The sequence below is a fragment of the Paeniroseomonas aquatica genome, from assembly GCF_030409335.1.
GTDB classification, from domain to species: domain Bacteria; phylum Pseudomonadota; class Alphaproteobacteria; order Acetobacterales; family Acetobacteraceae; genus Belnapia; species Belnapia aquatica.
This window is the reverse complement of sequence record NZ_JAUFPN010000127.1, coordinates 60,593-83,734: the sequence shown is the minus strand read 5'-3', so window position 1 is coordinate 83,734 and position 23,142 is coordinate 60,593. Positions and strand designations below refer to the sequence as shown.

The window sequence follows — 23,142 nt, the reverse complement described above, 5'->3', positions numbered from 1 at the left end:
GGGCACGAGCTCAGTAACGGCAACGGGTGAATACTTTTGAATGACGCATCATGCTACACTTGCAACGCATTCTCGCTCTGCAACGGCGTCTCATTGCGGAACCCTCAGACTGTTTACAAAAAATTGCCTTTCCTTCGGGAACCAGTCGGATCGATTACCCTTGGATAGCCACCAGGAGAGTACCCCATGCATAGCCCCCGGAGTGTTGCCTAGACCATGGAAGGCATGATGGAGATGCCGGCGGACTCTCTCGCCGTGCGACCCGACCAGATGGACGCCGGCCCGACCGATACCCGGGGCCGTTCAGTGACCGTGTGCATCTGCACGCATGAGCGCACCGGCTACCTGCGAACCTGCCTCGACAGCCTGCGCCAGCAGACCGTCGGCCTGGACGGCTTCACCATCGTCGTGGTCGACAGCTGCTCCGGCCCGGAGGCCGCGGCCGAGATCGCGCGCCTGGTGGCGGCCATGCCGAATGCGACCCTGGTCCGCGCCGACATCCTCGGCATCAGCCTGGCGCGCAACGCCGGCGCCCGCGCCGCAACCGGGGACTACGTCGCCTACATCGACGACGACGCCCAGGCCGCCCCCGACTGGGTGGAGCAGATCATGCGCGTGGTGGCCGAGGCCCCGGCCCGGCCGGCCGTGCTCGGCGGCCGGGCGCTGCCGATCTGGGAGGCGCCCCTGCCGGCCTGGTGGCCGGACAAGCTGATCGGCGTGCTGACCATCACCGAATGGGAAGGGCGCGGCGAATACCGCACCAAGGAAGTGCCCGAGGGCCTCGGCCCCTACGGCGCCAATTTCATCGTCGAGCGCGAGGCGCTGCTGGCGATGGGCGGCTTCCTCGAGGACCTGGGCCGGCGCGGCAACATGCTGCTCTCGGACGAGGACGTGCACCTCGCCTGGGCGCTGCAGGACAGCGGGCGCTCCACCCGGCACGATGCCCGGATCGTGGTGCACCACTGCATCCAGGCCCAGCGGCTGACGCCGAAGTGGCTGCTGAACCGGCTGTACTGGCAGGGCGCCTCGACCGTCGCCACCCGGCGCCTGCTGGGCAAGCCTCAGCAGGTCTGGCGCGAGCTGCCGCGGCGGCTGGCGGTGGCGGTGCTCTTCGCCCCGGCGGCGCTGATTCCCTCGCGCAGCAGCATCGCGCTCGGGCTGCGCTGGCGGCTGGCCTATGCGCTGGGCTACTGCCGCATGGCCCTCTGGCAGCCGACGGAGTACGCCGCCCGCTCCTGACCCGGGACCGCGCCGATACGCCCACGCTGGTTCGGTCGTGACGCGGGCGTGAGCCCCCGTTCCTTGCGGCCATCCGGGCCGGGCCCTGGGTCGGAGCGGGCTGCCGGACTCTTCCGGCAGACGGCGGGGCTGCCTGGAGCAAACTCCGATCTGATGGACCCATCAGAGAGGAGAGATTTGCTCGCCAGAACAACAGGCTAGAGCGGGCCCCGTGAGCCAGTGCGAACGGAAACCGCTTTAGTACGTGAACAACCGCGGGCTGCGCCGGTCTCCCCTTCCATGGAGCCCTGCCGCCGCCGCGCCTCATCGGAATATCTGTTTTGACTGTAGCCGAAGCTGCCTCCCTGCCGGCGCCGAAGGCCCGTGTGCTCGCCTTCTACCTGCCGCAGTTCCATCCCATCCCGGAGAACGACGCCTGGTGGGGCGCCGGCTTCACCGAATGGACCAACGTCGCCAAGGCGACGCCGCTCTTTCCCGGGCATGCCCAGCCCAAGCTGCCGGCCGACCTCGGCTTCTACGACCTGCGGGTGCCGGAGGTGCGGCAGCGCCAGGCCGCGCTGGCCCGGGCGGCGGGGATCGAGGGCTTCTGCTACTGGCACTACTGGTTCGGCAACGGCCGCCGCATCCTCGAGCGGCCCTTCGCCGAGGTGATGCAGACCGGCCAGCCGGACTTCCCCTTCTGCCTGGCCTGGGCCAACCAGTCCTGGACCGGCATCTGGCACGGCAACCCGAAATCCGTCCTGATGGAGCAGGCCTATCCCGGGCCGGAGGACGAGAAGGCGCATTTCGACTGGTGCCTGCCGGCCTTCCGCGACCCGCGGCACGTGACGGTCGAGGGCAAGCCGCTGTTTGCAATCTTCGCCCCGCATGACCTGCCGGATGCCGCCGCCTTCATCCGGCACTGGCGCCGGCTGGCCGAGCAGGCGGGGCTGCCGGGCCTGTACTTCGTCGCCATCAGCAACCGCTACGCCCCGGACATCGATCCCTACCGCAATCCGCTGGTGGCGCCCTTCGACGCGGTGACCCAGCTGGCGCCGCAGGATTTCATCGACAGCCTGCCGGCCGGCAAGCTGGCTCGGGCCAGGCGCATCCTGCAGCCGCAGTCGGCCGGCTACTTCGCCCGCAAGTTGCTGCAGCGGCGGCAGGGCCAGCCCCGCCGCTTCGACTTCCGCGAGGTGGTCGAGCAAGCCTTCGCCGGCATGCCGGAGGAGCGGCGCTTCCTGCCCTGCGTCCTCACGGGCTGGGACAACACGCCGCGCTCCGGGCCGCGCGGCGTGGTCTACGAGGGCAGCACCCCGGCGATGGTCGGCAGCCTGCTGGGCAAGGCGGTGCGGCGGGTGGCCGACCACCCGCCGGCGGAGCGGATCGTCTTCCTCAAGGCCTGGAACGAGTGGGCGGAGGGCAACTACGTCGAGCCCGACGCCGCATGGGGCCACGGCTTCCTCGACGCCATCCGCGCCGAGCTGCTGCCGGGGTCCGAAGTCCCTCCGCCCCCTCCCCGCCTCAGCTGATGAAGGGCTTGGCCGCCACGTCGTAGTCGCCATAGCCCAGCGTCGCCCGCAGCTCCGCCGGCGGCAGGGCGGAGGGCGCCGCCGCCTCGCCGGCCAGCAAGGCCTTCAGCCCGGCCTGGATGCCGGCGATGGCGGGGGAGAGCATCCCCGTCGGATAGGTGCCGATCTTCAGGCCGAGCGCCTCCGCCTCGGCGCGGGAGGGCGTGGTCGGCGTCGGCGTCAGCACCGCGAAGGAGGGCCTGCCCCCGGCCGCGGCGACGGCGCGACAGTATTCATCCGCATCCGCCGGGCTGTCGAGGAAGAGGATGTCGGCGCCCTCGGCCACGAACATCTCGATCCGCGCCACCGCTTCGTCGATGCCCTGGGTCGGGCGGCAATCGGTGCGGGCGAGGATGAGGATGCCGCTCTCCTTCGCCGCCTGCACCGCGGCGCGCAGCTTCATCCGCGCCTCCTCGCGCGGCAGGCAGGGCTTGCCGGCGGCGGTCAGCGCTCGCGGGGTGATCTTGTCCTCGATCAGGATGGCGGCGGCACCCGCCTGGCCATAGGCGCGCACGGTGCGCTGCACGTTCATCGCATTGCCGTAGCCGTGGTCGCCATCGGCCAGCACCAGCAGCTCCGGTGCGGCGCGATGGACCATGGTGAAGCTGTCGAACATCTCGCCGAAGGAGATGAGGTCGAGGTCGGGTCCGCCGAGCCGGCTGGCGGCGCAGCAGGAGCCGGAGAGGAAGGCGGTCTTGAAGCCGGCGGCGGCGGTGAGCCTGGCGCTCAGCCCGTCCCAGACGGCGGGCATGGTGACGAAGCCGGGTTCGGCGAGCAGGGCGCGGAGGCGGTCGGGCGGGGTCATGGCGGTCATCCTTTGTCGGGGGTCAGTAGCCGCGGTCGGGCAGGACGCGGTGCGCCAGGGGCTCGCCGGCCTGGAAGCGGCGGAGGTTGGCGAAGAAGCCGTCCAGGCAGCGCGGGCCGTAGGCGGTGGGATCGTACAGCCCGCAATGCGGGGTGATGATGAGGTTGGGCGTGTCCCAGAGCGGCGAGTCCGGCGGCAGCGGCTCCTGCGGCAGGGCATCCAGCACGGCGCCGCCGAGGCTGCCCTCGCGCAGCTTCGCCGCCAGCGCGGCATCGTCGAGGATCTCGCCGCGGCCGATGTTCACCACCCCGGCGTGGCGCGGCAGCAGGTCGAGCTCCGCCCGGCCGATGAGGCCGCGGGTGGCGGCCGTCAGCGGCAGGGCGATGACGAGGACATCGGCCTCGGGCAGGTGCGCGCGGAAGCCCTCGCCCGTCGTCATCACCGCGACCGCCGGATGCGGCCGGCCGCCGTGGCTGTTGCCGATGATGCGCATGCCCTGCCGCTGCAGCGCGGTCGCCGCGGCGCCGCCCAGCGCGCCCATGCCGAGGATCAGCGCCGTCCGGCCGGCGACGGTGCCGCCGGAGCGCGGCGCCCAGCGCCTCTCCCGTGTTGCCGCCAGCAGCTGCGGCAGGTGGTTGTTCAGCATGAGCACGGCCATGAGGGTGAACTCGGCGGCCTTCGGCTCATGCGTGCCGCTGGCATTGGTGAGCTGGAGCCGCGGCGGGAAGTCCGTGTCCACCAGCCACTCCACCCCGGCGCTGGTGTAGCTGAGCCAGCGAAGCCTCGGGGCGCGGCGGCCGAGGTCCTCGAGCGGCGCCTTGCCGGTCAGCAGCAGCACCTCCGCCTCGGCCAGCCCAGCCTCCAGCGCCGCGGGCGTGGTGCCGAAGCTGAGGGCGAGGCCGTCGCCGAAGGCGGCGGCCCCGGCCCGCACCCGCTCCTCCGTGATCTCCCCGGCCAGCATGGAGGCCGGGTTCACCTGCACATGCAGCCGCGTCACTGATCCACCTGGATGTTGTTGGTGCGGATGATGCGGCCGTAGGAGTCCGTCTGCTGCGCCAGCCGGTCGCGGAAGGCCGCCGCGCCGTCGGTGCGGACCTCGCCGCCGAGCTCGGCGATGCGCGCCTTCACCGCCGGCTCGGCCAGTACGGCCTGCAATTCGCGCTCGATGCGGGCGACCAGCGCCGGGGGCGTCGCGCCCTGGACCAGCAGCCCCTGCCAGGTGCCGGCGTCGGGCTCGGGCCAGCCGAGCTCGGCGAAGGTCGGCAGGTTCGGCACGGCCGGCAGCCGGTGCGGGCCGGAGACGGCGATGCCGCGCATCTGGCCGTTCACCACATAGGCCTGGGACTGGGTGGCGCCGGCCATGGTCAGGCTGGCCTCGCCCGAGACCAGCGCCAGCAGCGCCGGCGCGCCGCCGCGGTAGGGCACCGAGGTCATCTCGGTGCCCCAGGCATTGGCCAGCGAGAGCGCGACGATATGGCTCAGCGTGCCGGTGCCGGCATTGGCGGCGTTCAGCTTGCCCGGATTGGCCTTGGCATAGGCGACGAGGCTCGCGGCATCCTGCACCGGCAGCGCATTGCTGACCGCCAGGATATAGGGCGCGTAGATCAGCATGCTGACCGGCGCCAGGTCGCGCTGGGTGTCGAAGGGCAGCTTCGGGAACAGCGCCGGGTTGGTCGCCAGCACGGAGACGTCGAGCAGCAGCATGGTGCTGCCGTCGGGCCGGCTCTTGGCGACGTAGTCGGCGCCGATGTTGCCGCCGGCGCCGGTGCGGTTCTCGACCACCACGGATTGCCCGAGCGCCTTGGCCAGCGGCGCGGCGATGAGGCGGGCGAGGATGTCGCTGGTGCCGCCGGGCGCATTGGGGACGACCAGCCGGATGGTCTGGGTGATCTCCTGGGCACGGAGGATGCCGGGCATGGCGAGCAGGCCGGAGCCGGCCAGGATGGTGCGGCGGTGCATGGTGTTCTCTCCCGTTCAGGCCGCGTTCGGCGTGCCGTATTGCCGCACCGTAGCATCTTCCCGCGCGCGCACATCCGGCAGCAGGGCGGTGCCGAGCCCGGGGCGGGTCGGCGCCTGGGCCATGCCCTTCACGATCAGCGGCAGCTCGGTGACGAGGTCGCGGTACCAGGTGGCGAGCGTCGCGCGCACCACTTCCTGGAAGATGGCGGTCGGGGCATGGATGGCGAGGTGGAGGCCGGCCATCAGCGTCACCGGCCCGGTGCAGTCGTGCGGCGCCAGCGGCCGGGCGAAGGCCTCGGCCAGGGCGGCGATCTTGCGCCCCTCGGTCAGCCCGCCGCACCAGGCGAGGTCAAGCATGACAAAATCCACCGCCTCGGCTTCCAGCATCTGCCGGAAGCTGACGGCGCCGCCCAGCGTCTCGCTGCCGCAGATCGGCACCCGGCTGCGGCGGCGGAGGTCGGCGAGCGCCTTGAAGTCGCCCATCTTGGCGATCGGGTCCTCGACCCAGAAAATGTTCAGGTCCTCCAGCGCGTGGCAGATCCGGGCGGCGGCCTCGGCCGACCAGAGGCTGTGCAGCTCGGCCATCACCTCGATCCGCTCGCCGACCGCGGCGCGGATGCGGCGGAAGGGCTCGAGCCCCGCCTTGAGCTCCGACAGGGTGATCATCTGCCCGCCGGAGGCCGCGGCCTGGACATCGAGCGGCCAGATCTTCATGGCGGTGAAGCCCTCGGCCAGCAGGCTCTCGGCCAGCGCCCCGGCATCCCGCATGAAGGCGAGCTGGTCGTCGTAGGGGCCGATGGGCCTGTCGTCGGCGCCGATGTCGCGGCGGCCGGCGGCGGTGGCGCCGCGGGCGATGCCGCTGTTGTAGGCATAGCCGGCGCAGGTGTTGTAGGTGCGGATCTCGCTCCGCATGGCCCCACCCAGCGCCTCGTGCACCGGGATGCCGTGGCGCTGGCCGGCGAGGTCCCAGAGCGCGAGGTCGATGGCGCTGGCCGCCCGCACCTCGGCGCCGGTGCTCTGGAAGCCGAGGTAGGGGGTCATCAGGTGGCGCGAGACCGCCTCGATCCGCCGGCTGTCGCGGCCGACCAGCCAGGGGGCGACCTGCTCGTGCAGCACCGCCTCCACCGCCTCGGCGCCGCGGAAGGATTCGCCGAGGCCGGTGAGCCCCTCGTCGGTCTCGAGCTCGACCCAGATCAGGTTGGGCCGCTCGGCGATGCGGATGGTCCTGAGGCAGGTGATCCGGGACATGGGCACTCCTCCGCGCAGCGTGTCGCGCCAGCCTTAGCACGGCGGCTGCCTGGTGCCCCCGCATGGCTTGCACAAGAGCGCGGCGCGTGGGTTGATCGGCGCAGGCACAGGGGCCGGGGCGGACGCCGCCGGCACCGCCGGGGGCAGGAAACGATGCAAAGCTACGACTACATCATCGTCGGCGCCGGCTCCGCCGGCGCGGTGGTGGCGAACCGGCTCTCGGCCGACCCGCGCCACCGGGTGCTGCTGCTGGAAGCCGGCCCGGCCGGGCATCCCTGGTCGCATGTGCCGATCGGCTACGCCAAGCTGCTGACCAACCCGACGGTGAACTGGCTCTATGCCGCGGAGCCCGAGCCCGCCACCAACGGCCGCCGCATCCCGGTGCCGCGCGGGCGGCTGCTCGGCGGCTCCAGCGCCATCAACGGCCTCGCCTTCGTCCGCGGCCAGGCGCAGGACTTCGACACCTGGGCGCAGATGGGCAACAAGGGCTGGAGCTACGCCGACGTGCTGCCCGTCTTCAAGCGCATGGAGCGCTACGAGGGCCCGGGCGACGACGCCTACCGCGGCCGCCACGGCCCGCTCCGGGTCACCAACCCGGCCCCGAGCGAGCCGCTCTACGCCGCGCTGATCGCCGCCGCGGCCGAGGTCGGCATCGCCCACAACCCCGACTACAACGGCGCGACCCAGGACGGCATCGCCATGAGCCAGGCGACCATCGCCGCCCGCCGGCGCATGAGCACGGCGCAATGCTACCTCGCGCCGATCCGCCGCCGGCCCAACCTGCGGATCGAGACCGGGGCGCTGGCCGAATCGCTGCTGCTCGATGGCCAGCGCTGCATCGGGGTGCGCTATTCGGTGGGCGGCCAGCCGCGCGAGGCGCGGGCGGGGCGCGAGGTGGTGGTGAGCGGCGGCTCGATCAATTCGCCGCAGCTGCTGGAGCTGTCCGGCATCGGCGAGCCGGAGCGGCTGCGGGCGCTCGGCATCGCGGTGCGGCACGCCCTGCCCGGCGTCGGCGAGAACCTGCGCGACCACTACGCGCCGCGCACCCGCTGGGCGGTCGGCAGCCGCGGCGTCACCTTCAACGACCGCGGCCGCGGCGTCGGGCTGGTGCGGCAGGCGCTGCGGTATGCGCTCTCGGGGGGCGGCATGCTCGGCATGGTGGCGGCGCCGCTGCGCGCCTTCGTCCGCTCCCGCGAGGGGCTGGAGGCGCCGGACCTGCTGCTCGGCTGGGTGCCGATGCTGACCGAGCCGGGGCCGCAGGGGCCGCGGATCGCGGCGCAGGCGGGCATGACCTGCTACGCCCATCCGATGCGGCCCGAGAGCCGCGGCCACATCCACGTCACCAGCGCCGATCCCCGCCAGCCGCCGGCGATCCGCTTCAACTTCCTCTCCTCGCCGGTCGATGCCGCGCTGACGGTGCAGGCGGTGCGGATCGCCCGGAGCGTGATGAATGCCCGGGCGCTGGCCCCGCTCGGCATCTCGGAGATCGCCCCCGGGGTGGCGCAGGAGCGCGACGACGAGATCCTGGACTGGGTGAAGCGCGCGGCGGAGACGACCTACCACCCGGTCGGCACCTGCCGGATGGGCCAGGACCCGATGGCGGTGGTGGATGCGCAGCTGCGGGTGCACGGGCTGTCCGGGCTGCGGGTGGCCGATGCCTCGATCATGCCGACGCTGACCTCGGGCAATACCAACGCGCCCGCGATCATGATCGGGGAGAAGGCGGCGGAGATGGTGCTGGCGGCGGCCTGAGCCCCGGCGCTACCCCGCCAGGTGGCGGCGGCGGACCAGCCGGGCCAGCAGCCCGTCGACCGGCCCCGCCACCACCGAGACCAGCCAGGCGAGGCCGGCGCAGAGCACCACCGCCGGCCCCGCCGGGACATCGGCATGGAAGGACAGCAGCAGCCCGGCCGCGCTCGCCACCATGGCGATGGCGACCGACGCATAGGCCATGCCGCCCACCTGCCGCGCCCAGTGCCGCGCCGCGATCGCCGGCAGCATCATCAGCCCGACCGCCATGAGCGTGCCCAGCGCCTGGAAGGCGGCTAGCAGGTTCAGCACCACCAGCCCGAGGAAGCCGAGGTGCCAGCCGGCGCCGCGGGCGCCGACCGCGGCGGCGAAATTGGGGTCGAAGCATTCGAGCACCAGCGGCCGCCACGCGAGCGCCAGCGCCAGCAGGGTGAGGCTGGCCGCCCCCGCCATCAGCAGCAGCGCCCCGTCGTCGACCCCGAGCACGCTGCCGAACAGCAGGTTGGTGAGCTCGACCGCGCCGCCGCGCATCGAGACCATGGCGACGCCGGCGGCCAGCGCGACGAGATAGAGCGCGGCGAGCGAGGCATCCTCCCGTCCCCCCGTGGCGCGGGACAGCGCCCCGGCGCCGACCGCGACCAGCAGCCCGGCGACCAGCCCGCCGAAGGCCATGGCCGGCAGCGACAGCCCGGCGACCAGGAAGCCGGCGGCGACCCCGGGCAGGATCCCATGCGCCAGCACGTCGGCGGTCAGGCTCATCCGCCGCAGCATCAGGAAGACGCCGAGCGGCGGCGCCGCCACCGACAGCGCCAGGCAGCCGACTAGCGCCCGGCGCAGGAAGCCGAATTCGAGGAAGGGATCGAGAATCAGGCGGCGCAGGCCTCGGCCTGCTCGTCCCAGGCTTCCGCCATCATCCGGGCGCGGAGCCGGTTGGCCGCGGTCAGCACCTCCCCGGTCGGGCCCCAGCCGAGGCAGTCTCGGGCCAGCAGCAGGGTCTCGGGGAATTCGCGCCGCACCAGCTCGAGGTCGTGCAGCACCGCGACGATGGTGCGGCCCTCGCCATGCCAGCGGCGGACCACGCCGAGCAGCTCGGCGGCGGTGCGGGCGTCGAGGGCGTTGAAGGGCTCGTCCAGCAGGATCACCGGCGCATCCTGCAGCAGCAGCCGGGCGAAGAGCACGCGCTGGAACTGCCCGGCCGAGAGGCTGCCGACCGGCCGCCGCGCGAAGCCCTGCAGGCCCACGGCAGCCAGCGCCTCGGCCGCCCGGTCGCGGCCGGCCCGGCCGATGGCGCGGAAGGCGCCGCTTTCGCCCCACAGGCCGAACAGCACGGCATCAAGGCAGGACAGCGGGAAGCCGCGGTCGAGCAGCGCCTGCTGCGGCAGCAGCGCCACCTGCCCGGCGGCGCCCTCGATCCGCCCGTGGTCCGGCCGGTGCAACCCGGCGAGCGCCCGCAGCAGGGTGGTCTTGCCGGCGCCGTTGGGGCCGACCACGGCGGTCAGGCTGCCCGGCGCGAAGCGGCCCGAGAGGTGGTGCACCGCCGCGCGCCGCTGATGGCTGACGGTGAGGTCGGCGAGCCGGATCTCGGCCGGGGCGGCGACGCCGTTCATGCCGCCATGGCCCAGGCGACGCCGGCCCAGAGCGCGGCCGCGACGGCCGCCGCCAGCACGAGGCGGGCGGCGGCGCCGGAGGACAGGGCGAGCGGGTCGGGAAAGGGCCAGGACATGATGTTATGAGATAACATCACCCCCGGCCGCCTGCCAGCCCCCCCGCCGAGGGTTCAGGACGCCTTGCGCTTCCCGCCCGACTTGGCGTCGTTCGCCGCCGCCCCGCCCATCGCCGCCGCCATCAGGCTGGACTGCGTCACCTCGGTCAGCTTGACGTCGGTCTGCTTCTCCTCGGCGAGGATCTCCTCGAGCAGCGCCACCACCGTGCCCTCGCCGAGGGCCTGGGCCAGGGCGATGTCGGTGCCATAGGCGGCGATCTCGTAATGCTCGATCCGCTGCATGCTGGCGACGATCACGAGGTCGAGGATCGGCCCCTTCTCGTGGTCCTCCATCTCATGCGTGCCTTCCTCGACCAGGCCGCGCATCGCCTCGCAGACCACGCGGCCGGGCTTGGCGCCGAGCGACTCGAGCGCCTGCTCGACCTTCTCGATCTGCGCCTGGCTCTGTTCGATATGCAGGGTGATGCAGTCCTTCAGCGTCGGATCGCTCGCCTGGCGGACGGACTTCTGCATGGCCCGCAGGGCCTGCTTCTCGGCGCTGTAGGCATCCTTCAGCTGGGCGACCAGCAATTCGCGGACGTCGTTTTCCATGGTGCTTTCCTCCGGTTGGCAGGACGACAACCGCGGGGACGGGGCGGCAGTTGCATGGCCCAGAGCAACGAAGCCCCGAAACGATGATGCATCCGAGACTGTCACAGCAATGCCATGGCCCGCGGCGACTTCGCTGACACCGTCAGGCACCAAGCCATGTTGATCAGCCGCGGGACGCCAGCGCGACACCGCCCAGGGTCAGCGCCAGCGCGGCCCCCTGCCGCAGCCCCAGCGGCTCCCCCAGCAGCGCCGCGCTGCCGAGCACGCCGACCACTGGCACCAGCAGCGAGCCGATCGCCGCCGTCCCCGCCTTCAGCCGCTTCAGTGCCCGGAACCAGGCGAGGTAGGCCAGGCATTGCCCGATGACCGAGGCATAGACCAGGCAGCCCCAGCCCAGCCGGCCGACGGCGCCGAAGCGCAGCGTCTCGAAGGCCAGCGCCACCACGGCGACCGGCAGCGCGCCGATGGCGATCTGCCAGGCGACCAGCGGCACCGGCGCCATGGCGACGGGAAAGCGCTTGGTCCAGATGGTGCCGCAGGCGAACAGCAGCGCCGTCATCAGCATCGCCGCCACGCCCGGCAGCTTGCCCCAGGATCCTGCCCCTGGGCCGCCCCCGAGGTCGAGCCGTCCGGCCATCAGCAGGCTCACCCCCGACAGCCCCAGCACCAGCCCGGCCACCCGCCGCCAGCCCGGCTTCTCCCCGAGGAAGGGCCAGGCCAGCATCGTCGCCCAGACCGGCATGGTATAGGCGATGATCGCCGCCTCCGAGGCATCCAGCCAGAGGATGGCCAGCGGGGCGAAGAGCAGCCAGGAGGTGACGTTGAGCACCCCGGCGACCGCCAGCCGCCCCCAGTGCTCCGGCCGCGGCAGCAGCCCGTCGCCCTGCGCCAGGGCGATCAGCCCGAGCAGGGTGACCGAGCCGCAGGCGGCCAGCACCCGGAAGGAGAAGGGCGGCCAGTCCTGCATCAGCAGCTTCATGATCGGCCAGTTCAGCCCCCAGGCCGTGGCCGTCACCATCAGGTAGCCGAAGCCGCCCCAGAGGGCGCCGTTCACGCCATCAGCGCCGCGACCCGCTCCAGCACCGCCGCCGGCAAGGGCCCCTTGGCCGCCGCCGCCAGGGCCACCTCCAGCTGCTCCTGGGATGCCGTGCCGATCAGCGCCGTGCCGATCAGCGGCGCGGAGATGGCGAAGCGGATCGCCAGCTCGGCCAGCGACGCCGCGGCCCCCTCCGCCACCAGCGGCGCCAGCCGCCGGGCATTGGCCAGGTCGGTCGCGTAATCGGCGGCCGAGGCGATCGGCGCCACCTCCGGCATGGCGGTCGGGTGCCGCGCCGCCTCGCCCGAGAGCGCCCCGGCGGCGAGGATGCGGATGCCGATCAGCCCGACGCCCTGCGCCGCCGCCGCGACCCCCAAGGCCTCGAAGTCCTGCCCCGGCAGGCAGGCCGGCAGCAGGCCGAGCCAGGAGGGGTTCAGCGCATTGAACGGCACCTGCGCCGTATCGATCACCCCTTTGGCGAACAGCGCCTGCAACGCCGCCACCTCCCCCAGCGCGGTGATGCCGAGGAAGCGGCACTTCCCCGCCGCCTGCAGCCGCTGCATGGCGGGAACCGCCTCCTCCAGCACCTGCGCCAGGCTCAGGCCCTCGGCACCGCCGATCGGGTCATGCAGCTGGAACAGGTCCACGCTCTCCCGCCCCAGCCGCGCCAGGCTCGCCTCCAGCGAGGCGGTGATCGCCCCGGCGATATCGCCCCGGGCCTCGGCCGGCAGCCGCACCTTGGTCCCCAGCACCGGGCTCGCCCCCAGCGCCTTCAGCACCCGGCCGAGGTTCCGCTCGCTCTCGCCATTGCCATAGGAGGGCGCGGTATCGACATAGGTGATCCCCGCATCGAGTGCCGTCCCGACCGAGCGCTCCTGCTCGGCTGGCGTCCCCCGCACCATCAGCCCGCCCACCGCCCCGGCGCCGTAGCCCAGCACCGAGACCTTCAGCCCCGTGCGCCCCAAGACCCGCTGTTCCATCCCAATGCCCTCCCGGCTAAGGGAAGCCTAGCCCGCCCCGGTCGCCTTCTGGAAACCCATGCTCCGCCTCACCGAACTGCGCCTGCCCCTGGGCCACCCGCCGGAGGCCCTCCGCGCCGCCACCCTCGCCCGCCTCGGGCTGGACGAGGCCGCGCTGCGGGGCCTGACGGTGTTCCGCCGCGGCCATGACGCGCGCAAGCCCCGCGCCATCATGTGGGTCTACACGCTCGACCTGGAGGTGGCCGGGGAGGCCGCGGTACTCGCCCGCCACGCCGGCGACGCCAATATCCGCCCCGCCCCCGACACGCGCTACAAATTCGTGGCCCGGGCGCCCGCGGGCAGCCCCCGCCCCATCGTCATAGGCACCGGCCCCTGCGGCTTCATGGCCGCGCTCATCCTGGCGCAGATGGGCTTCCGCCCCATCATCCTCGAGCGCGGCACCGTGGTCCGCCAGCGCACCAAGGATACCTGGGGGCTCTGGCGCCGCGGCGTGCTGACGCCCGAGAGCAACGTGCAATTCGGCGAGGGCGGTGCCGGCACCTTCTCCGACGGCAAGCTCTACAGCCAGATCAAGGACCCCCGGCACTACGGCCGGAAGCTGCTGGAGGAGTTCGTGAAAGCCGGGGCGCCGGAGGAGATCCTCTACGTCTCCCGCCCCCATATCGGCACCTTCCGCCTGGTGACCATGGTCGAGAGCATCCGCGCCGAGATCGAGCGCTTGGGTGGCGAATACCGCTTCGGCTGCAAGGTCACCGACCTGCTGCTCGACGGGGACCGCGCCGTGCGCGGCGTGGCGCTGGAGTCGGGCGAGGAGATCGCCGCGCGGCAGGTGGTGCTGGCCATCGGCCACAGCGCCCGGGACAGCTTCGCCATGCTGCGCGACCGCGGCGTCCATCTGGAGGCCAAGCCCTTCAGCATCGGCGTCCGCATCGAGCATCCGCAGGGCATGATCGACCGCGCCCGCTGGGGCCCGAATGCCGGCAACCCGCTGCTGGGTGCGGCCGACTACAAGCTGGTGCACCATGCGGCCAACGGCCGCAGCGTCTACAGCTTCTGCATGTGCCCCGGCGGCACCGTGGTGGCGGCGACGAGCGAGCCCGGCCGCGTGGTGACGAACGGGATGAGCCAGTACTCGCGCGCCGAGCGCAACGCCAATGCCGGCCTCGTCGTCGGCATCTCCCCGGCCGACTACCCCGGGGACGTCCTCGCCGGCATGGACTACCAGCGCCGCTGGGAGAGCGCCGCCTTCGCGGCCGGCGGCGGCGCCTACCGGGCGCCCGGGCAGCTCGTCGGCGACTTCCTTGCCGGCCGGCCATCGACCGAGCTCGGCGAGGTCCTGCCCAGCTACAAGCCGGGGGTGACCCCGACCGACCTGGCGCTCTGCCTGCCGGATTTCGCGGTGGCCGCCATGCGGGAGGCCCTCATCGCCTTCGACCGCCAGATCCCCGGCTTCGCCCGGCCCGATGCGGTCATGACCGGGGTCGAGACCCGCACCAGCAGCCCGATCCGCATCCGGCGGGGCTTCGACTTCCAGAGCCTGAACACCCCGGGCCTGTTTCCCGCCGGCGAGGGTGCCGGCTATGCCGGGGGCATCCTCAGCGCCGGGGTCGACGGCATCCGGGTGGCGGAGGCGCTGGCCCTCCTGGCGACCGGCCAGGAGGTGCCGAGGCAGATGAGCCGCGGCGTCGAGCTCGACGTCGAGGCCTATGGCTGAGGCTATTCCGCGACCAGCCGGCCGCGGGCGGCGATGACCCGGCTGATGGTGCAGATGTCGACGCCGCGGATCTCGGCCTCGTTGCCGCCGCTCCAGACCACCTTGAAGTCGTAGGTGCCGCCGCGGCCCGGGCGGAAGCCGGCGCTGCGGCCGGGGGTCAGCACGTTCTGGCCCAGGCGGTCGCGGCCCCAGTTGCTGTTGCTGGTCGGGTTGAAATAGAGCTCGTCGATCTGCACGCCGGAATTGTTCACGACGTCGATCGAGGTGTCGCAGCCCTGGGCGGCGGCCTCGGTCAGGGCGAAGGCGCCGAGCAGCGCGAGCGAGAGGGCGAAACGGCGGATCATGCGGGTCTCCGGCAGGCGGGCGGCAGCCTGGCGCGATCCCGCTGCGTCCCGGCCGGCAGACTAGAACGATTGCGATTGAAGAACAGTATATTCGTTCGCCCCCCGGGCGAAGATCCCGCGGCCTGGGCCGGGCTTCAGCCTTGCACCCAGCCAGTCGAAAGGAATATAATCCTTCCGGCAGGATGGTCCCGCAGCCCACCCCCGCTCAAGCCTCAATTCTAAAAATTCCCGGGCCAGAACCCAGGAATTCCAGCGTGTTAGCGCCAGGAAATTGAGGGAAATTGAGCGGATTTGAGCCGAATTGAGAGCGGCTAGACCGGCGCGTTCCCGCCCGGCAGCTGGTCCCGCATCTCCCGCAGCTCGCCGCTCTCGACGCTGGCCAAGGCGTTGCGCAGCACCGCGCCGATCGCCTGGTCGTCCATGGTGCGCGCCAGCAGGCCTAGCGCCCCACCGAGCAGCGCCGAAGCCACCGAGATCGGCGCGATCTTCTGCTCGATCATGTACTCGATCGCCTTGTCCACCACCGAACCGGCATGGCTCAAATCATCCGGGGCAACGCCCTGGGGATCCAACTGCATTAGGCGTCCTCCTGTCAGCCCTGGCACATAGGCGCCCGGCGCCGCCGCGCAAACCCCCGTTCAGGGGATCGCCTCGCCGAGCCGCACCCGCGGCTGGTCGAGGTCGGCCGCGCGCTGCGCCGCCGCCGCCGCCTCGGCCATCGCCACCGCCTCGGACTGCCGCCGCCACATCGCGGCATAGAGCCCGTCCGCCGCGGTCAGCGCCGCATGGCTGCCGCGCTCGACGATGCGGCCGTCCTGCAGCACGATGATTTCGTCGGCCTCGACCACGGTGGAGAGCCGGTGGGCGATGACCAGCGTGGTGCGGTTGGCCGAGATCTGCCGCAGCGCCGCCTGGATGTCCTGCTCGGTGCGGGTGTCGAGCGCGCTCGTCGCCTCGTCCAGCACCAGGATGCGCGGGTCCTTCAGGATGGTCCGGGCGATGGCGACGCGCTGCTTCTCGCCGCCCGAGAGCTTGAGGCCGCGCTCACCGACCATGGTGCGGTAGCCCTCCGGCAGCCGCTCGACGAAGTCGTGCACCTGGGCCAGCTTGGCCGCCTGCACGATCTCCTCCTCGGAGGCGCCGGGGCGGCCATAGGCGATGTTGTACCGGATGGTGTCGTTGAACAGCACGGTGTCCTGCGGCACCACGCCGATCGCGGCGCGCAGCGAGGCCTGCGTCACGCCCTCGATCGGCTGGCCATCGACCAGGATGCGGCCGCCGGTCGCGTCGTAGAAGCGGAACAGCAGGCGCGAGATGGTGGACTTGCCCGCCCCGGTGGGCCCGACGATGGCCAGGGTCTTGCCCGGCGGCACGGTCAGCGACACGCCCTTCAGGATCTCGCGGTCCGGCCGGTAGCCGAAATGCACATCCTCGAAGACCAGGGCACCGGGGCCGGCGGCCAGCGGCGGCGCGCCGGGCAGGTCGGCGACCTCGCGCTCCTCGCGCATGAGGCGGAACATCGCCTCCATGTCGGTCAGCCCCTGCTTCATCTCGCGGTAGACGAAGCCGAGGAAGTTCAGCGGCAGGTAGAGCTGGATGAGGTAGGTGTTCACCAGCACGAAGTCGCCGACCGACATGGCACCCGAGGCCACGCCATGCGCGGCCATCAGCATGACCGCGGTCAGCCCGCCGGCGATGATCACCGCCTGGCCGCCGTTCAGCCCGTTGAGGCTGATCTCGGAGCGGATATAGGCCTGCTCGTAGCGGGCGAGCGAGGCGTCGTAGCGACGCTCCTCATGCGGCTCGTTGTTGAAGTACTTCACCGTCTCGTAGTTCAGCAGGCTGTCGATGGCCTTGGTATTGGCCTCCTGGTCGGTCGCGTTCATCTCCCGCCGGAAGCGCAGCCGCCAGTCGGTGAACATCAGGGTGAAGGCGATGTAGACCGCGATGGTGCCGAGGGTGACCGCGGCGTAGCGGATGTCGAACATCCCCCAGAGGATGACCGCGACCAGCAGAATCTCGAGCAGGGTCGGGATGATGTTGAACAGCATGAAGTCGAGCACGAAGGTGATGCCGCGCGTGCCGCGCTCGATGACGCGGGAGAGCCCGCCGGTCTGCCGGTCCATGTGGAAGCGCATCGACAGCGCGTGCATGTGCTGGAAGACCTGCAGCGCGATCCGCCGGGTGGCGCGGGCCTGCACCTTGGTGAAGATCGCGTCGCGCAGCTCGGCGAAGACCGAGCTGGCCGCCCGCAGCAGCCCGTAGCCGACCACCAGCGCGACCGGGACGGTGGCGATGCCGCCGGCGGCCGGCCCGAGCGCGTCCACCGCCTTGGCATAGGCCAGCGGCACCAGCACGTTGGCGCCCTTGGCCACCACCAGCAGCACCAGCGCGGCCACCACCCGCGCCCGCAGCCCGGTCTCCCCCTTGGGCCAGAGCCAGGGGGCGAGGGTCAGCAGGGTCTGCCAATGGGATCGTTCCGGCGGCGCGGCGGCTTTGGATGAAGACTGGCTCATGCCCCGCACATAGGCCGGAACGCCCGGCGGACAAACCGGCCATGTGGCCCCCATCTGGTCCCGGCCGGGCCGCCGGGGCTAGAAGCGGGGGCATGAGCCCCTTCCAGCGCCATATCGACGCCTGCAACAACCTCCCCTCCCCGGCCGGATTCATCCCCTTCCGGATCGGCGCGGCGCAGGTCGGCTGGCTCGGCCCGGAGCTCGCGCGGGCGCTGACCTTCTTCCCGCGGGAGTTCCATTTCGACGCCGAGGGCGTGGCGCTGGCCGGCCGCCTCCGCAGTCCCGGCACCCGGGCGGAGGCGCTGGCGACCACGGCGCAGTCCCTGGCCCGCCGCGGCTTCTTCACCCTGCGGGGAGAGCCCTTCGACGTCCGGGCGGCGCCGGACGGGCCGGTGCTGGCCATGCTGGACCGCGGCGCCATCCCCGCCTTTGGGGTGATGGCCCAGGGGGTCCACCTGAACGGCCTGGTGCGGCGGCCGGAGGGGCTGCACGTCTGGGTCGCGGTGCGCTCCCGCAGCAAGGCGGTGGCGCCGGGCCAGCTCGACCACCTGGTCGCCGGCGGCATGCCGGCCGGGCTGGGCCCGGAGGAATGCCTGGTCAAGGAAGCGGCCGAGGAGGCCTCCATCCCCGCCGGGCTGGCGATCAAGGCCAAGCGGACCGCCCGGCTCTCCTACGTCATGCGGGACAACCAGGGCATGCGGCGGGACATCCTGCACGCCTTCGACCTGGAGCTGCCGGAGGATTTCACCCCCATCCCGAACGACGGCGAGGTGGAGCGCTTCGAGCTCTGGCCGGCACGACGGCTGCTGGAGGCAGTGCGGGACACCGATGCGGTGAAGTTCAACGTGAACCTCGTGCTCATCGACCTCTTCCTGCGGGAGGGGCTGATCGATGCCGCCAGCGAGGAAGGCCGCGCCCTGCGGCGCGGCCTGGACCAGGGGGCCTAGCGTGCCCCCCTGGCGCTACCAGCCGTAGCCATAGGGGCGGTAGGCCACCGGCGGCGGGGCGTAGTAGCGCGGCGGCGGGGCATAATAGGCCTGCGGCGCCTCATAGTAGCGGGGCGGCGGCGGGGCGTAGTACACCGGCGGCGGCGGCGGCGCGTAATAGACGGGCGGCGGCGGCGGGGCGGCATAGGCATTGGCCGCGCCGAGCGCCAGGGCACCGAGTGCCAGCCCGCCGACGATCCCGGCGACCGCGCCGGCCCCGCCGTGGCGGCGCGGTGGCGGGCCGCCGTAGCCATAGCCGCCGCCATGGCCGCGATGCCAGCCCTGCGCCTGGGCGGCGGGGGCGGAGAGGCCCGCGGCAACCAGCGCCACGGCGACAGCGATACGGAGCTTCATGGTCAGGACCCTCCTTGGGTCCGTGACCTCAACTAAGCCCCCGATCGTAGCCGCAATGTGGCGCGATGCCGGCGGAATCGGGCCGTAGCGTGACGAGCGCGTGAACCCGTCGGCCGCGGCCGCTCAGGAGCGGCGCCGGGCTTGGTTCGCATCGAAGCCGATCTGCTTCACCTCGACCCGCGCCTTGCCCCGGGTCTCGATGCCGAGCGCCCGGCCGGCGCCATGGGACAGGTCGATCAGCACCTTGCTGCGGGGGATGGTGAAGTCGGTGATGGTCACCGTCACGCTGCGGCGGGTCTCGAGGTCGGTCACCCGGACCCGGGCGCCGAGCGGGAAATGCACGCTGGCCCCGGTCATGGCCCGCTGGTCGAAGGGCCGGCCATTGGCCATGGTCTGGCCGTGCCGGTCCCCGCCGTACCAGACCGCGATGCCGCGCCGGGTCCGCGCCGGCCGCAGCGGGGCCGGGCGGGCCTCGGCCAGGCCGGGAGCAAGCAGCGCCAGAAGCCCGAAGGCCGCGAAATTCCTGCGCTGCATGCTCACTCCTGGTCGGTCCGGCCGGGCCCGGGGTGTAGCCCGGGACGCGGCGCAGGGCGCGGCCCCGGCGGTCACGAGTTGGTCAGGCTAGGTGGCAAAATCCGGCGCCTCGGCGGCCAGGGTCCGCTTGACGCTTTCGAGGTGCAGCCGGGCGCTCTCGCGGTCGCCGATGCGCATCTGCTCGTAGGTCCGCCGCGCCATCTCCGGCGGCACCGGCATCAGCTTGCGGCCGGTGGACATGGCGAGCCGCTGCGCCTCGCAGGCGCGCTCGAGGTAGTAGAGGTCGTCCCAGGCCTCGGCGATGCTGCCGCCGACCACCATGATGCCGTGGTTCTTCATGAAGACGATGTCGGCATCGCCGATGCTGGCGGCGATCCGGTCACCCTCCGCCTCGTCCAGCGCCAGGCCGGCGTATTGCTCGTCCACCATGGTGCGGCCGTAGAATTTCAGCGCGGTCTGCCCGGCCCATACCAGCGGCGGGCCCTCGAGCATGGCGAGCGCCGTCGCATTCGGCATATGGGTGTGGAAGGCGGCGCGGGCGCGCGGGACGTTCTTGTGCACGCGCGCATGGATGAAGAAGGCGGTCGCCTCCGGCACGCCCTCGCCGGCCACGACATTGCCGTGGAAGTCGCAGACCAGCAGGCGGGAGGCGGTGATCTCGTGGAAGCCCCAGCCATAGGGGTTCACCAGGAACAGATCGTCCCGCCCCGGCACCACGAAGCTCAGGTGGTTGCAGATGCCCTCGTGCAGGCCGAGCTTCGCCGCCATGCGGAAGCAGGCCGCGAGGTCGATCCGCGCCTGCTGCACGGCCTCGGCGTCGAGGTCCGAGTTGCGGAGGATGGCGGGGGCGGTGGGGGTCCCCAGGACATGGGCCATCGGGCGGTCTTCTCCTGCTGCGGGGCGCAAGGTGGCGGGTCCGACGCGGGCAGGCAAGGCTGGGAAAGGTATTCCCCCAGGGCCCCCTTCTCTTTCTGTCGGTTTTGCTCTGGGATGATGCGACGCAGCATCGGGGGACATCATGGCCACGCATCGCTTCACGCCGACCCGCTACCACAATGCCATCGGGACGGCGGAGCCCTGCTTCCGCCTCGCCGATGGCGATACGCTGATCACCGATACCATCGACGCCTCCGGCCTCGACGCCCATGAGGTCGCCGTCGCCCCCCGGCCGAACCCGATGACCGGGCCCTTCTTCATCGAGGGCGCCGAGCCGGGCGACACGCTGGCCGTGCGGATCGACCGGTTGACGCCGAGCCGCGCCACCGGCTGGACCTACTCCCCCCTCGCCCTGACGGTGCTGGACCCGGCGGCGATCATCGACCGGCCGCCGGTGCAGCGCGTGGTCTGGGACATCAACCGCAACGCCGGCACGGTGAAGCTGCAGGAGCCGTCGCCGGGCCTCGAGGATTTCGCCCCGGAGATCGCGCCGATGATCGGCTGCTTCGGCGTGGCGCCCGCGGGCGGCCAGGCCTTCTCCACCGCGACCAGCGCGCAGAACGGCGGCAACATGGACTACCGGCTGTTTGCCCCGGGGACGACGGCCTGGTTCCCGGTCTCGGTCCCGGGGGCGCTGTTCTACCTGGGCGACGGGCACGCCTGCCAGGGCGACGGCGAGATCACCGGCACCGGCATCGAGACCTCCTTCGAGATGCAGGTCACCTTCCAGGTCCTCAAGCGCAGCATCGCCTGGCCGCGCGGCGAGACGGCCGAGGACATCTTCTGCGTCGGCAATGCCCGCCCGCTGGACCAGGCGCTGCAGCATGCGACCACCGAGATGTCGCGCTGGCTGGGCGAGGACTACGGCCTCGATGCGCGGGCGGCGAGCCACCTGATGGGCCAGGTGGTGCGCTACGACGTCGGCAATGTCTTCAACCCCGCCTATACGGTGGCCTGCCGCATCGCCAAGCGCTGGCTGACCAGGCGCTAGCAGCGGGACGCGCGCCTCCCCATATCCACCGGCCGGATATGGGAGAGGCGAGCATGGCGAGCGGCTGGGCCCCGGATGGGGCGGTGCAGGACCAGATCGACGACACCGTCACGGATGCCGTGCTGCGGGCGCGGGCCAGCATGCCGAAGGGCGAGGCCGCGCTGCAATGCATCGAGTGCGGCGAGGATATCCCGGAGGCCCGCCGCCGCGCCCTCCCCGGCGTCCGCACCTGCATCGCATGCCAGTCCGCCCGCGACAGCCGCCCCGCCGCCTTCGGCTTCAACCGCCGCGGCAGCAAGGACAGCCAGCTGAAGTAAGGCGCCTCAACCCGGCGCCATCGCCGGCGCGTAGGATTCATGCCCCGGGGCATAGAGCTGGTTGCTCACCGCCGGGTTGCGGTTGACCAGCGGCCGGCGGAACAGCGGATGGGTGACGCTGCGGATCTCGTGCTCCACCTGGAACAGCAGCCGGCCGTCCTCGGGGTCCACGATGTCGATGAAGCGGTACTGGTGCTGGCTGTCCTCCTGGCTGATCAGCCCGCGCGCCGCCAGCCTGGCGTGGACGCCGCCGAAATCGACCAGGGCGAGCTGGATGTGGTGGCCGTCGTAGGCCGGCTGCGGCGCATCGGTTTCGCGGAAGATCAGGTGCTGGCCTGGGGCGACCGTCACCCGCGCCTCGTCGGCCAGCAGCGCCGCCGGGGCGCCGACGATCTGCTGATAGAAGCGGACGATGCCCGGCAGGGTGCCCGGCGCCACGTCGAAGGCGACATAGGGCATGCCGAGGGTGATGCGGCCGAAGCGCGCGGCATCCGGGGCATGGACACGGATGCGGTTGCCCCAGGGGCAGGTCACGTCCACATGGTCGGCGGCTTCGGTGAAGCCGTACTGCGTGTTGCCCAGCCAGCGGCGGGCGGTCTGCAGCTGGTGCAGCAGCAACTCGCGATCGGGGGTCACCAGCCCGGTGATGCCGCGCAGCCGCTGCGCCGGGCCGGTCGGCAGGTGGAATTGGCTGACCCCGACATTGGCCCACATGTTCTCGATGCCGGTCACCAGATAGGGGTCCCGGGTCAGGCCGAGGGCGCTGATGTAGAAGGCGGTGCCCAGCAGCGGGTCGGGGATCCGCAGGTTCACGTGCTGCAACTCGACCGAATTGCCGAGGGATTCGGCGGTCCGGTTGAAGGGGCATTCGACCTTGGTCATGCCGTCCATGGCGTGTTTCCTCCGAAGTCGGAGCCGGACCATGCGGGCGGACCGTTGCGCCGACGTGTGCGGCGGAAGCTTCGCGCCGCGGCCGGAAGGGCGCAAGAACTGAGTGGCCCGCCCGGCCCCATGATCCGGGCGCTGGCGCCGGGACGGCTGGGACCCGCGTTCAGGCGTGCAACAGCCGGAAGCCGTCGGGGAAGGCGGTCAGGGTCGATCGCCGCGCCATCCGCTCGCTGACGACCTGCAAGGCCGCCACCACCGCCGTCGCCGTATAGGGCTTGCTGATGCAGGCCTCGCCGATCGCCCGCTGCAGCAGGGGATGATCGGGATTGCCGCTGGCATAGAGAATGCCGAGCCCATCGGTGGGACCAAGGGCGGCTGCCACCTCCGTGCCGTACCCGCCTTGCGACAGGCGAAGGTCGATGACGGCCAGATCGGGGCGATGCCTCCTGCCCAGGGCGATCGCCTCCCCGACCCCCTTGGCGATGCCGCAGACCTCGTAGCCGGCGGCAATCAGTGTCTCCTCGAGGCTGTCGGCGATCATGAAGTCGTCCTCGACGATCATGACCTTGGGCATGCGACAATCCTTCCGTTACGAAATTTGGCTGCGTCAAACCAAGAGTACGGTATGGTACATGAGTACTATTATCACAGCGTGCATTCCTAGAGAAATTTTTCAATCGGA

25 protein-coding genes are annotated in these 23,142 nt (G+C 71.9%); 7 read left to right on the top strand and 18 right to left on the bottom strand.

Translation table 11 applies throughout. The features are described 5' to 3' along the window. Positions 1–216: 216 nt before the first annotated feature. Together QWZ14_RS11910 and QWZ14_RS11905 are read left to right on the top strand one after the other, a co-directional pair. The gene (locus QWZ14_RS11910) at positions 217–1,239 is read left to right on the top strand and encodes a glycosyltransferase family 2 protein (protein WP_290316886.1); all 1,023 of its coding nucleotides are present in this window, start codon (positions 217–219) and stop codon (positions 1,237–1,239) included. A 320-nt stretch (positions 1,240–1,559) separates the two neighbouring features. Further along, complete coding sequence (locus QWZ14_RS11905) at positions 1,560–2,750, top strand: glycosyltransferase WbsX family protein (protein ID WP_290316885.1); 1,191 nt, start codon at positions 1,560–1,562, stop codon at positions 2,748–2,750. On the opposite strand, the gene QWZ14_RS11900 is transcribed toward QWZ14_RS11905, so the two are convergent. Genes QWZ14_RS11900 through QWZ14_RS11885 form a run of 4 tightly spaced genes read right to left on the bottom strand, consistent with a single transcriptional unit; the run spans position 2,743 to position 6,801 of the window. After that, positions 2,743–3,594 (bottom strand): isocitrate lyase/PEP mutase family protein, encoded by an 852-nt coding sequence (locus tag QWZ14_RS11900; RefSeq protein WP_290316883.1) that lies wholly within the window; start codon positions 3,592–3,594, stop codon positions 2,743–2,745. The two genes, QWZ14_RS11905 and QWZ14_RS11900, sit on opposite strands and share 8 nt — an antisense overlap. A 22-nt stretch (positions 3,595–3,616) precedes the next feature. Continuing rightward, positions 3,617–4,591: an NAD(P)-dependent oxidoreductase gene (locus QWZ14_RS11895; RefSeq protein ID WP_290316882.1), complete on the bottom strand. Its 975-nt coding sequence runs from the start codon at positions 4,589–4,591 to the stop codon at positions 3,617–3,619. Next, entirely contained in the window at positions 4,588–5,553 is a 966-nt protein-coding gene (locus QWZ14_RS11890; protein ID WP_290316881.1) for a Bug family tripartite tricarboxylate transporter substrate binding protein, read from the bottom strand. Before QWZ14_RS11890 ends, QWZ14_RS11895 begins: the two co-directional genes overlap by 4 nt. A gap of 15 nt (positions 5,554–5,568) precedes the next feature. Next, positions 5,569–6,801, bottom strand: coding sequence for a mandelate racemase/muconate lactonizing enzyme family protein (locus QWZ14_RS11885; protein ID WP_290316879.1), 1,233 nt, complete (start codon positions 6,799–6,801; stop codon positions 5,569–5,571). A 153-nt stretch (positions 6,802–6,954) separates the two neighbouring features. On the opposite strand from QWZ14_RS11885, the gene QWZ14_RS11880 reads away from it, so the two are divergent. After that, positions 6,955–8,553 carry a GMC family oxidoreductase gene (locus tag QWZ14_RS11880; protein ID WP_290316878.1) on the top strand — a complete coding sequence of 533 codons (1,599 nt, stop codon included), beginning with the start codon at positions 6,955–6,957 and terminating at the stop codon, positions 8,551–8,553. Between the two features lie 9 nt (positions 8,554–8,562). Here the strand turns inward: QWZ14_RS11880 and QWZ14_RS11875 are convergent, their stop codons facing one another. The 6 genes from QWZ14_RS11875 to QWZ14_RS11850 form a co-directional block, all read right to left on the bottom strand. Then, the gene (locus QWZ14_RS11875) at positions 8,563–9,417 is read right to left on the bottom strand and encodes a metal ABC transporter permease (protein ID WP_290316915.1); all 855 of its coding nucleotides are present in this window, start codon (positions 9,415–9,417) and stop codon (positions 8,563–8,565) included. Then, entirely contained in the window at positions 9,417–10,157 is a 741-nt protein-coding gene (locus QWZ14_RS11870; protein ID WP_290316877.1) for a metal ABC transporter ATP-binding protein, read from the bottom strand. The genes QWZ14_RS11875 and QWZ14_RS11870 overlap by 1 nt, the downstream gene beginning before the upstream one ends. Continuing rightward, the gene (locus QWZ14_RS11865) at positions 10,154–10,294 is read right to left on the bottom strand and encodes a hypothetical protein (protein ID WP_290316876.1); all 141 of its coding nucleotides are present in this window, start codon (positions 10,292–10,294) and stop codon (positions 10,154–10,156) included. The genes QWZ14_RS11870 and QWZ14_RS11865 overlap by 4 nt, the downstream gene beginning before the upstream one ends. A gap of 33 nt (positions 10,295–10,327) precedes the next feature. Further along, the gene (locus QWZ14_RS11860; RefSeq protein ID WP_290316875.1) at positions 10,328–10,864 is read right to left on the bottom strand and encodes a YciE/YciF ferroxidase family protein; all 537 of its coding nucleotides are present in this window, start codon (positions 10,862–10,864) and stop codon (positions 10,328–10,330) included. A gap of 163 nt (positions 10,865–11,027) precedes the next feature. Further along, on the bottom strand, positions 11,028–11,918 hold the full coding sequence (locus QWZ14_RS11855; RefSeq protein ID WP_290316874.1) for a DMT family transporter: 891 nt from the start codon (positions 11,916–11,918) through the stop codon (positions 11,028–11,030). Beyond that, entirely contained in the window at positions 11,915–12,880 is a 966-nt protein-coding gene (locus tag QWZ14_RS11850; protein WP_290316873.1) for an aldo/keto reductase, read from the bottom strand. The genes QWZ14_RS11855 and QWZ14_RS11850 overlap by 4 nt, the downstream gene beginning before the upstream one ends. 58 nt (positions 12,881–12,938) lie before the next feature. Between QWZ14_RS11850 and QWZ14_RS11845 the strand changes: the two genes are divergently transcribed. Beyond that, a complete protein-coding gene (locus tag QWZ14_RS11845; protein ID WP_290316871.1) occupies positions 12,939–14,594 on the top strand; it encodes an NAD(P)/FAD-dependent oxidoreductase in 1,656 nt (551 codons plus the stop codon). A 2-nt stretch (positions 14,595–14,596) separates the two neighbouring features. Here the strand turns inward: QWZ14_RS11845 and QWZ14_RS11840 are convergent, their stop codons facing one another. The 3 genes from QWZ14_RS11840 to QWZ14_RS11830 form a co-directional block, all read right to left on the bottom strand. After that, entirely contained in the window at positions 14,597–14,938 is a 342-nt protein-coding gene (locus QWZ14_RS11840; protein ID WP_290316870.1) for a hypothetical protein, read from the bottom strand. Positions 14,939–15,249: 311 nt separating this feature from the next. Next, positions 15,250–15,516 (bottom strand): hypothetical protein, encoded by a 267-nt coding sequence (locus tag QWZ14_RS11835; protein ID WP_290316869.1) that lies wholly within the window; start codon positions 15,514–15,516, stop codon positions 15,250–15,252. 60 nt (positions 15,517–15,576) lie between these two features. Further along, positions 15,577–17,454 (bottom strand): ABCB family ABC transporter ATP-binding protein/permease, encoded by a 1,878-nt coding sequence (locus QWZ14_RS11830; protein ID WP_290316868.1) that lies wholly within the window; start codon positions 17,452–17,454, stop codon positions 15,577–15,579. 92 nt (positions 17,455–17,546) lie between these two features. Here QWZ14_RS11830 and QWZ14_RS11825 point away from each other — a divergent pair, with 92 nt between their 5' ends. Further along, complete coding sequence (locus tag QWZ14_RS11825; RefSeq protein ID WP_290316866.1) at positions 17,547–18,401, top strand: NUDIX hydrolase; 855 nt, start codon at positions 17,547–17,549, stop codon at positions 18,399–18,401. Between the two features lie 15 nt (positions 18,402–18,416). Here the strand turns inward: QWZ14_RS11825 and QWZ14_RS11820 are convergent, their stop codons facing one another. The 3 genes from QWZ14_RS11820 to QWZ14_RS11810 form a co-directional block, all read right to left on the bottom strand. Further along, positions 18,417–18,794, bottom strand: coding sequence for a hypothetical protein (locus QWZ14_RS11820; protein ID WP_290316865.1), 378 nt, complete (start codon positions 18,792–18,794; stop codon positions 18,417–18,419). Positions 18,795–18,917: 123 nt separating this feature from the next. Then, positions 18,918–19,328, bottom strand: coding sequence for a septal ring lytic transglycosylase RlpA family protein (locus QWZ14_RS11815; RefSeq protein WP_290316864.1), 411 nt, complete (start codon positions 19,326–19,328; stop codon positions 18,918–18,920). An 87-nt stretch (positions 19,329–19,415) separates the two neighbouring features. After that, the gene (locus QWZ14_RS11810) at positions 19,416–20,204 is read right to left on the bottom strand and encodes an aldolase (RefSeq protein WP_290316863.1); all 789 of its coding nucleotides are present in this window, start codon (positions 20,202–20,204) and stop codon (positions 19,416–19,418) included. Positions 20,205–20,346: 142 nt separating this feature from the next. Between QWZ14_RS11810 and QWZ14_RS11805 the strand changes: the two genes are divergently transcribed. After that, complete coding sequence (locus tag QWZ14_RS11805) at positions 20,347–21,255, top strand: acetamidase/formamidase family protein (protein WP_290316862.1); 909 nt, start codon at positions 20,347–20,349, stop codon at positions 21,253–21,255. A 53-nt stretch (positions 21,256–21,308) separates the two neighbouring features. Then, positions 21,309–21,572: a DksA/TraR family C4-type zinc finger protein gene (locus tag QWZ14_RS11800; protein WP_290316861.1), complete on the top strand. Its 264-nt coding sequence runs from the start codon at positions 21,309–21,311 to the stop codon at positions 21,570–21,572. A gap of 6 nt (positions 21,573–21,578) precedes the next feature. On the opposite strand, the gene QWZ14_RS11795 is transcribed toward QWZ14_RS11800, so the two are convergent. Then, positions 21,579–22,463: a hypothetical protein gene (locus tag QWZ14_RS11795; RefSeq protein ID WP_290316860.1), complete on the bottom strand. Its 885-nt coding sequence runs from the start codon at positions 22,461–22,463 to the stop codon at positions 21,579–21,581. Between the two features lie 160 nt (positions 22,464–22,623). Then, on the bottom strand, positions 22,624–23,034 hold the full coding sequence (locus QWZ14_RS11790; RefSeq protein ID WP_290316859.1) for a response regulator: 411 nt from the start codon (positions 23,032–23,034) through the stop codon (positions 22,624–22,626). Between the last annotated feature and the right edge of the window lie 108 nt (positions 23,035–23,142).